This window comes from Cytobacillus sp. FSL W7-1323 (assembly GCF_038595015.1).
GTDB lineage: Bacteria > Bacillota > Bacilli > Bacillales > Cytobacillaceae > Cytobacillus > Cytobacillus kochii.
Genome location: NZ_CP151998.1, coordinates 2,760,323 through 2,773,749 on the forward strand (window position 1 = coordinate 2,760,323; position 13,427 = coordinate 2,773,749).

Annotated in this window: 12 protein-coding genes; 2 read left to right on the plus strand and 10 right to left on the minus strand. The window is 35.4% G+C overall.

The window, feature by feature from the left end:
• Positions 1-319: 319 nt before the first annotated feature.
• The 3 genes from MKX67_RS13935 to MKX67_RS13945 form a co-directional block, all read right to left on the minus strand.
• Entirely contained in the window at positions 320-1,177 is an 858-nt protein-coding gene (locus MKX67_RS13935; protein ID WP_095372900.1) for a M15 family metallopeptidase, read from the minus strand.
• Between the two features lie 309 nt (positions 1,178-1,486).
• The gene (deoD, locus tag MKX67_RS13940) at positions 1,487-2,188 is read right to left on the minus strand and encodes a purine-nucleoside phosphorylase (RefSeq protein WP_095372899.1); all 702 of its coding nucleotides are present in this window, start codon (positions 2,186-2,188) and stop codon (positions 1,487-1,489) included.
• Positions 2,189-2,319: 131 nt separating this feature from the next.
• The gene (locus tag MKX67_RS13945; RefSeq protein WP_095372898.1) at positions 2,320-2,628 is read right to left on the minus strand and encodes a YodL domain-containing protein; all 309 of its coding nucleotides are present in this window, start codon (positions 2,626-2,628) and stop codon (positions 2,320-2,322) included.
• Between the two features lie 185 nt (positions 2,629-2,813).
• Between MKX67_RS13945 and MKX67_RS13950 the strand changes: the two genes are divergently transcribed.
• Positions 2,814-3,692 (plus strand): glycerophosphodiester phosphodiesterase family protein, encoded by an 879-nt coding sequence (locus tag MKX67_RS13950; RefSeq protein WP_095372897.1) that lies wholly within the window; start codon positions 2,814-2,816, stop codon positions 3,690-3,692.
• A 74-nt stretch (positions 3,693-3,766) separates the two neighbouring features.
• Here the strand turns inward: MKX67_RS13950 and MKX67_RS13955 are convergent, their stop codons facing one another.
• Complete coding sequence (locus MKX67_RS13955; protein ID WP_095372896.1) at positions 3,767-3,949, minus strand: YozD family protein; 183 nt, start codon at positions 3,947-3,949, stop codon at positions 3,767-3,769.
• Positions 3,950-4,097: 148 nt separating this feature from the next.
• Here MKX67_RS13955 and MKX67_RS13960 point away from each other — a divergent pair, with 148 nt between their 5' ends.
• Positions 4,098-4,268 carry a hypothetical protein gene (locus MKX67_RS13960; RefSeq protein ID WP_157733954.1) on the plus strand — a complete coding sequence of 57 codons (171 nt, stop codon included), beginning with the start codon at positions 4,098-4,100 and terminating at the stop codon, positions 4,266-4,268.
• Here MKX67_RS13960 and MKX67_RS13965 read toward each other — a convergent pair.
• The 6 genes from MKX67_RS13965 to MKX67_RS13990 all read right to left on the minus strand — a co-directional run bounded on the left by MKX67_RS13965 (position 4,243) and on the right by MKX67_RS13990 (position 13,424).
• On the minus strand, positions 4,243-4,959 hold the full coding sequence (locus MKX67_RS13965) for a hypothetical protein (protein WP_095372895.1): 717 nt from the start codon (positions 4,957-4,959) through the stop codon (positions 4,243-4,245). The two genes, MKX67_RS13960 and MKX67_RS13965, sit on opposite strands and share 26 nt — an antisense overlap.
• Before the next feature lie 354 nt (positions 4,960-5,313).
• The gene (sulP, locus tag MKX67_RS13970) at positions 5,314-7,029 is read right to left on the minus strand and encodes a sulfate permease (protein WP_322909518.1); all 1,716 of its coding nucleotides are present in this window, start codon (positions 7,027-7,029) and stop codon (positions 5,314-5,316) included.
• Positions 7,030-7,124: 95 nt separating this feature from the next.
• Positions 7,125-9,005, minus strand: coding sequence for an alkyl sulfatase dimerization domain-containing protein (locus MKX67_RS13975; protein ID WP_322909519.1), 1,881 nt, complete (start codon positions 9,003-9,005; stop codon positions 7,125-7,127).
• A 48-nt stretch (positions 9,006-9,053) separates the two neighbouring features.
• Complete coding sequence (locus MKX67_RS13980) at positions 9,054-10,643, minus strand: AMP-binding protein (protein WP_322909520.1); 1,590 nt, start codon at positions 10,641-10,643, stop codon at positions 9,054-9,056.
• Positions 10,644-10,670: 27 nt separating this feature from the next.
• A complete protein-coding gene (locus MKX67_RS13985) occupies positions 10,671-11,840 on the minus strand; it encodes an acyl-CoA dehydrogenase family protein (protein ID WP_322909521.1) in 1,170 nt (389 codons plus the stop codon).
• 78 nt (positions 11,841-11,918) lie between these two features.
• Positions 11,919-13,424 carry a tripartite tricarboxylate transporter permease gene (locus MKX67_RS13990; protein WP_095372890.1) on the minus strand — a complete coding sequence of 502 codons (1,506 nt, stop codon included), beginning with the start codon at positions 13,422-13,424 and terminating at the stop codon, positions 11,919-11,921.
• Positions 13,425-13,427: the final 3 nt, after the last annotated feature.

Consider the following 13,427-nt stretch of genomic DNA (forward strand, 5'->3'; position numbering starts at 1 on the left):
GGAAAGTCTTCTTCTACAAAGTGAATCTCATTTGTTCACTTCTAATTTCCCCAAACCCCACATAATCATTACATAAATGATGAAAGGAGAATGAATGCATGATTCCTGGTATATTACTATGGTGCTGTTTTGCTTTATCTATTATCTTTCTTATCTCAGGAATATTTAATCATTCTTATGTTCAAGCATTATTAAGTTTCGTTTTATTCCTGCCATTGAGTTGTTATTTATTTCGTATTGATCATTTTTTTCAATACTTTTTTCTTTTCCCTATTATTCCATTAATCGCTTTTTGGTACATTTTTATGAAGAAGCGTACTTAAATTTCTTTTACAGACTCAAAGTATTCTTCTAATGTTAGATCTTTCTCAAAAATGACTTTCGCTGCTTCTTTTCCAACATAGCGAAAATGCCAAGGTTCAAATTTGTATCCTGTTATTTCTTCTTTACCTTTTGGATAACGTAAAATAAAGCCGTACTTATGTGCATTCTCTTTTAGCCATTTACCTTCTGTTGTATCTTCGTAATCTTGAGTTAACGTGTAATCGACTGAAGGACTTGAAATATCCATCGCTAATCCTGTTTGATGTTCACTACTTCCAGGTAGAGCAACTGCTTCTGAAGCTTTTTCCTCACCTACGCTATTTACCTCTGCTTGGAAAACTGCTTCCTGCCGATCATATGAACGATACCCCGAAACAGCAAATAACGCTATTTTTTCTTTTTTAGCTGCAGAGAATAATTCTTCTAATGCATCTGCGGCTTCTTTTCTAAGGTAACTTTTTTCAATATCTTGATCTCCGAAAGAATATTCAACATCTGCACGAACAAGATCTTCAGGAGCATAATCTGCCGGTAAAGCAAAGTCTTTATTCACCATTACCATCAAGTTTGTTGGGTTTGCTATTGTTGGTTTTCCATCCACATCTTCAATTTGATTAAAAAATTGAGAAGCTAATGTTAGGTCATCTTCATTTTGTTCATCTTGTTCGGGAGGTTGTTCAGTTGGATTGTTTTCTGTTTCTTGCTGATTGTCCTCTTCTTTTTCTACAGGCTCATCTACTGAAGTTGGTTCCGAATTAGATAGAAAAGGTATTTTTTCTAAATAAGGATCTAATTGACTGCAGCCTCCAAGAAAAAGAGCAACTGTAACTGTTCCTGCAAGTACTTTCTTCATTACTTTTCCCCTATTCTCTTTCTTTATGTCAACGTCTATCATAACACTTTATATAATAAATTGCGAAAGAAGAGAAAGGCATAGTCTATGAACCTTACTATTAGTGATTCTACCAATAACAAATGAGAAGAGGACCACTTAAAGTAGCTACAGAACCACTAGAGAAACGAGGGAAATAACAATTCTTAGAAAAGATGTCTTCATAAAATACTTCCCTTCATACGGATGTACATCTGCTTTAACTTTTACCTTAAGGCAAAAGAAAAGCGAGTGACTATGAAAAAATAATCACTCGCTAACATGTACGATTTATGAAATTGCTGCTTCTAATGCTACTTCAATCATTTCGTTAAAAGTCGTTTGTCTTTCTTCGGATGTAGTTTCTTCACCAGTAATAATATGATCACTCACTGTAAGGACAGAAAGAGCTTTTCTTGCATGCTTAGCTGCTAACGTATAAAGTGCTGCTGTTTCCATTTCGATAGCAAGAATTTGGTACTGTGCCCATTTTTCATGTTCAGCATTATCATTGTAGAACATATCAGCTGTAAAAACATTCCCAACCTTCAATTCCAACCCTTTACTTACCCCACTATCATAAGCTTTGCGCAATAGATCGAAATCAGCTGCAGGTGCATAATCAACTCCACCAAAAGTTAAACGATTCATTTGTGAGTCCGTGGAAGCAGTCATCGCAAGGATCACATCTCTTACTTTTACATCTTTTTGGATGGCTCCGCATGTACCAACACGGATCAAGTTTTTTACATTATAACTATTAATCAGTTCGTTCACATAAATAGAAAGGGAAGGAACGCCCATTCCAGTACCTTGAACAGATATTCTTTTACCTTTATAAGTGCCTGTATAACCAAACATATTGCGGACTTCATTATAGCACTTTACATCTTCTAAAAAGTTTTCTGCAATATATTTTGCCCTTAATGGATCACCTGGTAGTAAAACTGTTTCTGCAATTTCATGTTCTTTTGCTCCAATATGTACACTCATCATATTCCTCCATCTATTAATCGTTCATTATCTAAAATATAGCATAGGATGAGTGATGATGGAAATGAAAAGGGGAAGCTAAGTTTTTCACTACATACCATTCATATAGATAAATATGAACAAACATTTTATTACCTAACCATTATTCGGTTCACTAAGGCCCAACCACCCGACTTTAATTGATAATAATATTGCCCCCTTCTCCCTTCATCAATATATAAAATATCTCCCGTTGATAAAAACCTCCCTTGGAAATCAAACGGCATGCGATCAAGGACATTAAATTGCTTAAATACAGTTGATAAACATTCTTCATGATTTGCACCTTCAATAAGTGTTCGATAAACTTCTCGATAGCCCCGAGTTTCTCTATATTTTGGAGTTTGAAAAATGGTAACATCATATTCTTTTGTTCTTGGTTTTACAAAAGTCTTGATCATATATACCCCTCCAATAAATGATTATTTTAAACAATATATTAGCTTTTTCTACGTTTATTTCCTTCAAAGAAATTCGCCTATTTTTGTCGATTAAAGAGAAATTTTATTATGAAAACGCTTACAATTTTATTTTTCTTTCATAAACTAGTATTAAACATAGTGGTGGTACAAAAGGGAGGGATAATTTGAAACGAGAGAAGATTCACTTCCATAAATTCTTTTTGTTGTTTGTTTGTATTTCCATCATATGCAGCTCATTACATTGGGTATTCCCATACAAAAACTATACAAAAATTGCACATCGTGGAGACGTTGCTTCAGCACCTGAAAATACAATGGCCGCCTTTCATTCTGCGCTAAACAATGGTTTTGATGTTATCGAATTAGATATCCATTTAAGTAAAGATAAAAAAATTGTCGTCATACATGATTCATCTGTTAACCGGACCACAAATGGTGAAGGTTTAGTGAGAAATATGTCAGTATCAGAGTTACAAAAACTCAATGCGGGCGGTTGGTACAGTCAACGTTTTTCTGAAGAGAAAATTCCATTATTACAAGAAGTGTTAGATGAGTTTGCTGGAAAGATCGTTCTGTTAATAGAAATAAAACCTGGCACAGAAACTCCAGAAATTGTAGATCAATTGGCAACTCTGCTAAAACAAACTGTAAATGCTGGTGTCCCTGAAAAAATGTTACAAATCCAATCCTTTCATATTGATACATTACAGCAATTTACACAACGCGCTCCTGACTTTCCCATTGGCCTTGTCTTAACCGCGCCTATTAATCTTATTCAAATGTATACGTATAAGACAGAAATTAGTTTTTTATCGATTCATTATACGAATTTAACACATTCATTCATTCAACAAGCACAACATTATGGATATACGATCTATGCCTGGACGATAGTTACCCCATCACAGTTCAAGCAAATGCAATTATTAGGTGTAGATGGAATTATTTCGAATAGCTTGGAGCGGAGAGAAGAGAATAGATATTATGCATTTCTACAATCATTTATAGAAGGTCATAAACTATTAGAAAGATTCTTTGTATAAATATAAAAACCCAATCAACTATAGCTCCATAAAGGAACATGAATAGTTGGTTGGGTTTTTGTTTATCTTGTTTCTTACTCTTCCGAATCAAAACTTACATCTTCATCGATAATACACTTTTTGATTAAGTATTCAAATGTAATATCAGCTAATTCATCTACTTCTTGCTCTACAGGAACGAACCCTCTTTTAGTCAACTCATGAAAGAAAAATTCAGCAATTTCTTCAGTATCAATAAAAACTTCAATTTCCTTCATATGCGACTCCCCCTTTGTACAAATTGTATGTGACACATTAATGAAACATGCAACATTTCAATAGAAAAATATTTTTTTATTCTTTTGTCATTAAATCTAGTAAAAGTACATAAATATTTTCTATCACTAGTTTTGAAAGGTTGATTAGATGGAAAAATTCACAGCAGTCTGCGATCGTTTTGTAGAAGATATAAATAATGAAGAAGGAAAATGTCTACAACTATTTGATCGATTATTACATTTTTTATTCATCGCTGTTTTACTAGTAGGCATTCCTGTCATGTCAGTGGCAATTATTCAACTGTTTCATCTTTTGTAAGATTAACTTTTTTTACTTTTGTTGTGATGGTTTCTAGCTTTTTCAAGATGATTTTCATTGCTTTTTTATATTCTTCATCTTGAAAAAAGTTGTACAAAAAAGAATAGTCATTATATATGTCTAGCAAACCATCTATGATTTGTTTCTCTTCGTTAGTACGATCCATTAGATTTGAATCAACATCTTGATAACAAACATCCTCAGAATTCTTTATTTCGTTCAATGCTTGTTGGTTAATAAGAAACAACATCCCTAATTTTTCTATAAATTCGTCAGCCTGTTCGGCATCAGATAATAAGGAAAGTTCCTCTTCACCAGCCTCAAGCCACTCTCCGTCAGATATTCGAGATAACTCATAAATGACGTCTTCCCATGCATCTTCTTTATAACGCCAAATCTCGGTACGGAAGCCGACTACTTTAAAAATCTCAGTACCATATCCTTTCACTTGGACAAGGTCCCCAAAAAAGTATTGGTACTCAATATCTACATGCTCCTTATCACTTACATCTCCTTCAAACTCTGAAAGAGGCTGTAAACTTGACTCCAAATAGAGACCATCACTTTTATTCACTTCATAAACATACATACCATCAAGCCATTTTACATCTGTTACTTTCCCTACCGTTCCATAAATTGTAATCACGACTGTATCACCAACTTCATATTTCGGTTTTTTACGATTAACCATTGCCCTCATCCTTTCCAATATAGTCGTGACTTTTAATTAAGATAGTATATGCATGAAAAAGCATTTTCGCTCGTATACAGGGCCGTCCAAATTTTTTTAGGGCCATCTTCATCATATGTTTATTTACGCAAAAAAACTGAATAAGATTTTACCTCACTCAGCTTTTTTATTCTTTATCTATTTTGAATTGCACTACTACCTATTTGTTATCTACTTCAAGTTTATAAGCTTATCATCATTTATATTTTTCTTATCTTTTGTTTTCTCATCGTCTAGGGAAACAAAAGAAGATTATACTGTTTTGATTAAAGCCTTCATAACTATTTACTCTCTTCACAAGTGATGAACAGTCTTTCACCTCATATATAGAAAAGAATCACCACTTTCCCGTTGAGCATAAAACTTTATTTGTTTATCTTCAAGTAATTGTAATATAGAGATATAGCTTAGCTCTTTTGCAAACTTCTTTGTCCATCCTGCTTTTGCTGCCGTATCTCTGATGGGTCCTTTCATACCGACAAAGTATATAGAAATCCCCTTTTCATGTTTTAATTGTTCTATCATTTCTTCTAAGGATTTAAAAGAGTGTGCATCTATATCATTTACTCCTGAAAAATCAACAATGACTAATTTAGCATTAGGTTTTATCAATATAAGCTCATTTAATTTATGCTCTAAATATGAAATATTTGAAAAATGTATAGAAGAGTCTATTCGTGCAATAATCAAATCATCTCGCGTTTTTGCATTTGGAAATCGTTTTATATCTCGAAATACTTTCTCCTTTTCTAAATATCCCATTTCTATGAGCCTAGGTCTAGATATCTTAATTAATAAAAGGCTGAAATTAAAAACAACCCCAATAACTATTCCCCATTGAATGCCAATAACTAATGTCGCAGTAAAAGTAACTAACCAGCTCCAACCATCAATTGCCTTTATATTAAACCATTTCCTTATTTGCTTGAAATCTATTAGTTTATAGACCGCTACGATGATTACTGCAGCTAATACTGCATTAGGCAGATAATAAAAATAAGTAGTAAAAAATTGGAGGGCAATTATAACAAGTACGCTTGTAAATATGGATACCATTTGTGTAACTCCACCACTTTGATAGTTTACTGCACTCCTTGAAAAACTACCATTAATTGGTAATATTTGAAAAAAGGACCCTAAAAAATTGGCAAATCCTAAAGCGGTTAGCTCTCGATTAGGATTTATTTTATAACCTTCTTTTTCTGCAATTGTTTTTCCTATAGAAAGTGACTCCATAAACCCTAATAGCGCAATGGTAAGTGCAGGAAGGATTAATTGCCTAACTGCATCTAGCGTAATTGTTGGAAAAACCGGAATAGGCAAGCCACTTGGTACCCCTCTGACAATTTGAACACCTCGTTCATGTAAATCAAAGGCATAGACACTTATAATGGAAAAAACAATTAATAGTAACGCACCCGGAATTCTAGTATTTATTCTTTTTAGTACAAGTAAAAATACAATGCTGCATCCCCCAATCAAAAGTGTTAAAAAATGAATCTTCGGAATCGCATTGATTAAATCCATAAATATTAGGTGTATTTGTAAGTAAGTTCCTAATGTTATTCCCAATAAATGCTTTAATTGACTTAATCCAATAATTATGGCAGCAGCAGAGGTGTAGCCTCCCAAAACCGACGGAGAAATATAGTTTACAATCATCCCCATTTTCAACACAGCTAAGAGAAGTTGAAAAATCCCAACCATCAAAGCTAAAAAGATTACAAGAGTGATATATTCATAGGTGCCCGGTTTTTCAAGTAAAGATACACCTGAAAAAACCAATAATGAGGTTATAGCAGTTGGCCCAACGGATAAATGCCTAGAAGAAGCAAATAATGCATATATGATTAATGGTAAGGTTGATGCATATAGACCCATTATTAGTGGAAGTCCCGCTAACATCGCATAAGCCATTCCTTGGGGGACCAGCATGACAAAAAGAGTGATTCCTGAAATGAAATCTTTTTTTAGTGTTTGTAATTTGTATGATCTAATCAAAGTGAAAGGATTATATTTTTTATCTAACATATCAACCTATCCTTTTTGAGCTTTCTATACATGAGATTAGAGAGATTACCTTGGTACTGCCTAAGATAAGAAATAGGGCATTTCTGCCCTATCCATTAAGGAGTTACAATATTAATAAACTGATCAAAATGATCGAGTAGGTTTAAAAATTCATCCAATTTTGTTTGGTCTCCAAATAATTTTAGTTTGTTTGAAGTAACAGCTTCCCTTGGGTCAAGGATTCCATTTACAATCGCATAAAATGTTGCCTTATTACTAATGAATGAAAGATCTGGATTATCATCTAGTTTATTTCTCTTATTTAATACACAATTTTCGAGATAAATGGTGTATTTCTCCTCTACATCTGATAGAGAAACATTCATGATCATTTTTTTATCTGCTGCTTTCGGACCATTTAATCTTACAGAAAGTAATTTAAAGAATTCATCAAACGGCATTTTAAGCATCATTCCCGAATGACCTTTTGCTATTGCTCCCTTCTTCCTAGTCCCATTTCTTAGTTCTGACGCACCGATAAGATAAGCGTTACGCCAATTAGCTGATTCGGCCTGATATCCTAATTGTTCAAAGGTGTCTGCTAATAACTCTTTTGCTTCCTTATTGTCCGGTTCTGCCATCACTACATGTTTTAATACTTGAGCAACCCAACGATATTGCCCGTTTTCAAAATCTGCTTTCGCTTGTTTGACCACATGAGCAGAGCCACCCATGTAACTTACATATTTTTGACCTGATTCAACTTGGGGAAGTGGATCCAAATCAGAAGGATGGCCACTATAATATCCTAGATAGAAATTATAAATCCCTTTAGAATTATGCTTTAAAGTACCATAGTATCCTCGATTACCCCAATATTGGTCCAACGTCTCAGGTAGCTTGAGCTCTTCTGCTATTTCTTCCATTGTATACCCGTGATTGGCTAGACGAACGGTTTGATCATGGATATATTTGTAAAGGTCACGTTGTAATACTAAATGTTCTAAAGCTTGCTCTTTTCCCCATACTGGCCAGGCATGTGCCATGACTAAAGCATCAATCTCTTTACTCATAGTAAGATCAATGGTTTTATCGATTGCCTTCACCCATTCTAGCGTATCGCGAGTTTTTGCCCCTCTAATCGTATAAATTTGATGCATTGTTTTATTAACATTTTCTGATACAAATAATACTTTGTAATCCTGAATATAAAAGTGCATTTCTGCTGGTGCTTCAGTATTTGGTGTTAACAGGAATTCGAAATTAATACCATCTATTGTTAATTGCTCAATCTCTTCTTTTATTTCTCTATTAGGCATTTCAAAACCATTACCTGAGTGGAAAACAGTTCCGATGCCTGCGGATAAAAACCCTTTTTCTCCCACTGGTAACCCTATACCAAACTGATAGGATGCACGCCTAGACATTATTGGACCTAATAGGACATTTTCACTGAACATCTCTTGTGTAAAATGTTCAGGGACAATAATTGGAATTGTGGATGTCTCAGCATATTGAAGAATTGAATGTGTACCCCCAAAATGATCAGCATGGCTTTGGCTGATGATAATTGCAGTAACTGGCCTTTTAGGTCGATAACTAAAATATAATTCAATGGCCGCATCTGCAGCAGAATTACTAGATGAAGTATCAATGACAATGACTCCGCTTTTCCCTTCAACAAAAATCACGGTAGCTAACGAAAGTCCGCGAACTTGATACACACCTTCTACGACTTTATAAAGACCTGATTTTGCCTGTAATTGTACATTTCTCCACAAGCTTGGATTTACAGTTTCAGGAGATGGCTGATTTTGGATATTTAAATTTTTTATCCTATTTTCATACGGAGCAATTAGACCCCTATCTGCATCTTCATAATCTTGCTTGTTTTCAAAATTTAGAGATTCAAAAAAATCCTTGTTAGCTTTTTTTGTCACAGTAGTAGCATTCTTTGGGAGCTTGGATAAATGACTTGTCGGAACAGTACCTGACATTTAATATACCTCCTAGATTAAGAGATGAGATAGGATTTCTCATACTTTTTAATTTATTTGTCTTTCTTTATCTTTCCAGAAGTCCTTTTTCAATTCTTTTTTATCAATTTTTCCTATTTGAGTTAATGGTAAATTTTCTTTAAAATAGACTTTTTTAGGTACCATATAACTAGATGTCCGCGCTTTACAGAACTCAATAATTTCTTCATCGGAACACTTCAGCCCATCACGTAAAACAACAAAAACTGTTACTAGTTCGCCCCAATCTGGGTCCGGTACGCCAATACATGCACTCATAACAACTGCAGGATGTTGATTAACAACTTTTTCAACTTCAACAGAATAGACGTTCATTCCACCTGAGATGATCATATCTTTCTTTCTATCAACGATATACAAAAAACCTTCTTCATCGAATTGTCCAATATCTCCTGTATGAAACCAGCCATCTTTGATTGCTTCTAATGTTAAATCGGGCCTTTTATAATAGCCTTCCATTAAGTACGGTGATTTTAAAATCACTTCTCCCTTTTCGTATGCTTTAACATCTTGACCTTCCTCGTCTATTATTCGAATCTCGGTCATTAAACAAGGTTTTCCACAACTCTGGAGAAACTTAGCACCTGTCTCTAATGCCCGTACGTGATCGAATTTGTGCATTCTTGTGATAAGAACGTTCGCTTCAGTTGCTCCATATTGCTGCACAAATACCGGTCCAAACAGCTCCATCGCTTCTTTTAATCTTTCGGAAGAAATTGGCGAAGAACCGTAGTGAATGCTTCGTAAAGAACTAACATCAAATTTCACCTTTTTCACTTTGTCGATGATTCTGTAAATGATAGTTGGCACCGTGAATGTAACTGTAATCTTTTTTTCTTGCACCGTCTTTAAAAATGTATCGGGCTTAAAAGTATCAATATAAATATGCGCTCCACCAGCTAACGCCCGTAGCATTAAACTTCCCGCTGAATGCTGAAGCGGGGTTGTTAATAACACTTTATCGCGATCATCCATTGGAAACTCTATGAAGCTCGCAATAAGTGCAGCAGCTTTTCCTCCTTGAGAGTGCATAACACCTTTTGGCCTGCCTGTTGTCCCCCCGGTATAGGAAATCATAGAGATATCCTCAGGTAACATGTCTGGGAATGACGACACATTTTCGACCTTTTGAACCTCTTGTCTGCTTACCGTAGTAAATTCTTCAGGGTATTTTAGATTAAAACCCGCCAATCCCAGTACTTTTACGGATTGATGTTGCTCTTTTTTATCATTTACATATTTCAATACTGTTTTCATATGCATTTCCGTTGCCATAATGACAAAATCCGTATCAGAATCATTTAAAATAAAGTCAACTTCACGAACGCCTAACTTAACACCCATTGGAATTGAAGTTGCACCGCAGCGAGCAACAGCTTGGCTAAATAGAACGAATTCTATACTATTTGGAATGAGATAAGCAACGTGCGACCCTTTTTTTACACCTAAATGAACTAAAAAACTGGCAATTTTGTCTATTTCTTTCCGTAATTCACGGTAGGTTAAGGTTTCATTTGTTGACATGAATGTTACTGCAGGATGCTCTTCAAATCGTTTTAATGCTTTATTCATATAACCTTGAATAGTCTCTATACTCATCAGAATCACCTATCCTTTATTTTATTTTTACTTTGTCTGTAACAATTCTTTCGCAATTGTATTTCTCTGAATTTCAGAAGTACCAGTTAAAATTCTAAACATTCTTACCGTACGATACATTTGTTCAATTGGATGGCCCTTCAAAAGCCCCTGGCCGCCGAAGATTTGCACGGCTTTGTCCAACACACGTCCAGCCACTTCAGATGTAAACAGTTTTACCATTGAGGCAGTTGCTCGATTATCTTCCCCACTCTCGATTCTGTCGATAGCATCGTACACCATACACCTTGCAGCATAAATCTCTGTCGCCATATCCGCTAGCATATGTTGAATAGCTTGAAACTCACCGATTGACTGTCCGAACTGCTTTCGTTCATTTGCTCTTTCAATCGATAAATCTAATGCTCTTTGAGCCACCCCAATATATGTAACCCCCCAAATGGCTCGATTTTGACTGATCCTTTTTATTCCAAGTAAAAATCCTTTCCCTGATGCTCCAAGAATATTTTCAGAAGGTACTCGACAATTATTAAAAATCAGTTCCCCTGTTCCACGTTCTCCTGAAATGGGAATTTGTGTCTCACCTAATTCATAACCCGGTTTTTCATTTGTTTTTTTATCAACTAAAAAGGCCGTTATGCCAACAAATTTTTCTTCAACGACTTCTTTGCAGATTACAATAGCAAAATCTGAATATGGTGCTGCACTAATAAAGTGCTTGATACCATTTAAAATGTATCCATCTCCATCTTTTACGGCAGTCGTTTGGATTGCTCTTGCATCTGAACCTGCTCCTGGCTCGGTTAGAGCGAAACAGCAACTCGTTTCCCCTCTAATTAATGGATTAACATACTTCTCAATCTGTTCTTTTGTGAATGATTCAAGCATCTGCCCGATTCTAAGGACACCGCCTTTTTCACCTAAAACAAATCCCCATAGAGCAGACCCTGACCGAGCTAGTTCTTCTTTTAGCAAACATAACTCTTTTAAACTTACATTTTGACCACCATATTCGTGTGGTAGAGTAATCCCATAAAAACCTAATTCAATGGCTCTATTTCTCACCCATTGAATAGCTTCGTTCGGAATGACCTCTTCCGTCTTAATATTCATTGCTTTTTCATATGGTAGTAGCTCATTATAAATAAAGTCACGCATTTTAGTAAGTAATTCTTGTGATTCACTCGTTATCACCATATATACTCCCTCCTGATTATGTGTAGACATCTATATACATCTTATATAAAACCAAACGATGACGATTCCTTATCCTATTTACATGTTTTTAGTGGAAGAATCTTTTTCTGTTTTATTTTTCCTTATATGTGGAAGTACTAGAACGATAGCTGTTGCTATTAGGAAAAATAGTGAGATCGGGCTTTTAAAGAATACGGTTAAATCACCTGTGGCAGTCAAGATTGCTTTCCTAAGATTATCCTCAAGCATTGGTCCTAATATAAATGCAAAAAAGAACGGTGCTAACGGGAAATTCGTTTTTCTAAAAAAATAACCTAGCAGTCCAAAAATGATCATAAGCCAGATATCAAAAAAACTATAATTAATCATATAAACACCAATAAAACAAAATGCAGCAATAAATGGAACTAGGAACAGTTCAATTTTTTGGATTAAAAAGGCAAAGGCAGGCACAAAAGCAACGTTTAATATTAACAGCAATACATTTGCAATGAAAAAGCCTGCAAATGATGCCCACACGATGGTTGAAGAATTTTCAAATAAAAGCGGCCCAGGCTGTAAGCCAACCATAAGGAGTCCCCCCATCAATATGGCTGCAGAAGCGGAACCAGGGATACCTAAAGCAAATGTAGGAATAAGTGCACCACCTACTGACGCATTATTGGAAGCTTCTGGACCACTCAATCCAGCAGGGGCACCTTTTCCAAATTCCTCAGGTTTCTTCGACAACTTTTTCTCGACAGTATAAGACAAAAACGTGGATAGAAGACCACCGGGTCCTGGCAAAACCCCTACGATAAATCCGATAATTGATCCTCTTATCATCGAACCCGTGTTACTAACAACCTCACTTACTTTTGGAAATAAAGAGGAGAATTTTATATCTGTCTTCATCCCTCTTGTAGTTACTTTCTCTTCAAGCCTAAACAGTACTTCTGAAATACCAAAAAGCCCAATACCGATGACAGCGATATTCATTCCATCCCATAATTCCACAAAGCCAAAAGTTAAACGTTCCTCACCTGTAACCATATCTGTTCCGATAGTTGATAGTAACAGACCTAACAATGTAGCGATAATTGGTTTTAATGGATTTTTCTGCGTTAACCCACAAGCTACAATCAACGTAAATAAGATGAGTGAGAAATATTCCGTGGGTCCAAACATGAGTGCATATCTAGCAAGGATGGTGGTTAAAAATACCATACCTGCAAACCCAAAAACGCCCCCAACAAATGAAGCAATCGCACTTAATGTTAAGGCATACCCGGCTTTTCCTTTTCTCGCCAATGGGTAACCATCGAATGTTGTCACAATGGCGCCACCATCTCCAGGTACGTTGATTAAAATTGAACTAATCCGTCCCCCATACATCGATCCTAAATAAATACTCATTAATAAAATTAAAGAACTTAACTGGTCCATCTTAAACGTTAAAGGTAACAGAAGGGCCATGCCGGTAATAGGACCCAAGCCAGGTAATGCACCGATGATTGTGCCTAAAGTTACACCAATTACACACCAGAGCATTGCTTCTGGACTTGAAAGCATCGTTGTAAATCCAGTTAATAATTCCGATAACAAAAT

Excerpts from the sequence above, each read along its gene's own strand:
- MKX67_RS13945 (WP_095372898.1), bottom strand. The coding sequence starts at position 2,628 with ATGATCAAGACTTTTGTAAAACCAAGAACAAAAGAATATGATGTTACC.
- MKX67_RS13965 (WP_095372895.1), bottom strand. The coding sequence starts at position 4,959 with ATGGTTAATCGTAAAAAACCGAAATATGAAGTTGGTGATACAGTCGTG.
- MKX67_RS13975 (WP_322909519.1), bottom strand. The coding sequence starts at position 9,005 with ATGTCAGGTACTGTTCCGACAAGTCATTTATCCAAGCTCCCAAAGAAT.
- MKX67_RS13985 (WP_322909521.1), bottom strand. The coding sequence starts at position 11,840 with ATGGTGATAACGAGTGAATCACAAGAATTACTTACTAAAATGCGTGAC.
- MKX67_RS13955 (WP_095372896.1), bottom strand. The coding sequence starts at position 3,949 with ATGAAGGAAATTGAAGTTTTTATTGATACTGAAGAAATTGCTGAATTT.
- MKX67_RS13980 (WP_322909520.1), bottom strand. The coding sequence starts at position 10,643 with ATGAGTATAGAGACTATTCAAGGTTATATGAATAAAGCATTAAAACGA.
- sulP (WP_322909518.1), bottom strand. The coding sequence starts at position 7,029 with ATGTTAGATAAAAAATATAATCCTTTCACTTTGATTAGATCATACAAA.
- MKX67_RS13960 (WP_157733954.1), top strand. The coding sequence starts at position 4,098 with ATGGAAAAATTCACAGCAGTCTGCGATCGTTTTGTAGAAGATATAAAT.
- deoD (WP_095372899.1), bottom strand. The coding sequence starts at position 2,188 with ATGAGTGTACATATTGGAGCAAAAGAACATGAAATTGCAGAAACAGTT.
- MKX67_RS13935 (WP_095372900.1), bottom strand. The coding sequence starts at position 1,177 with ATGAAGAAAGTACTTGCAGGAACAGTTACAGTTGCTCTTTTTCTTGGA.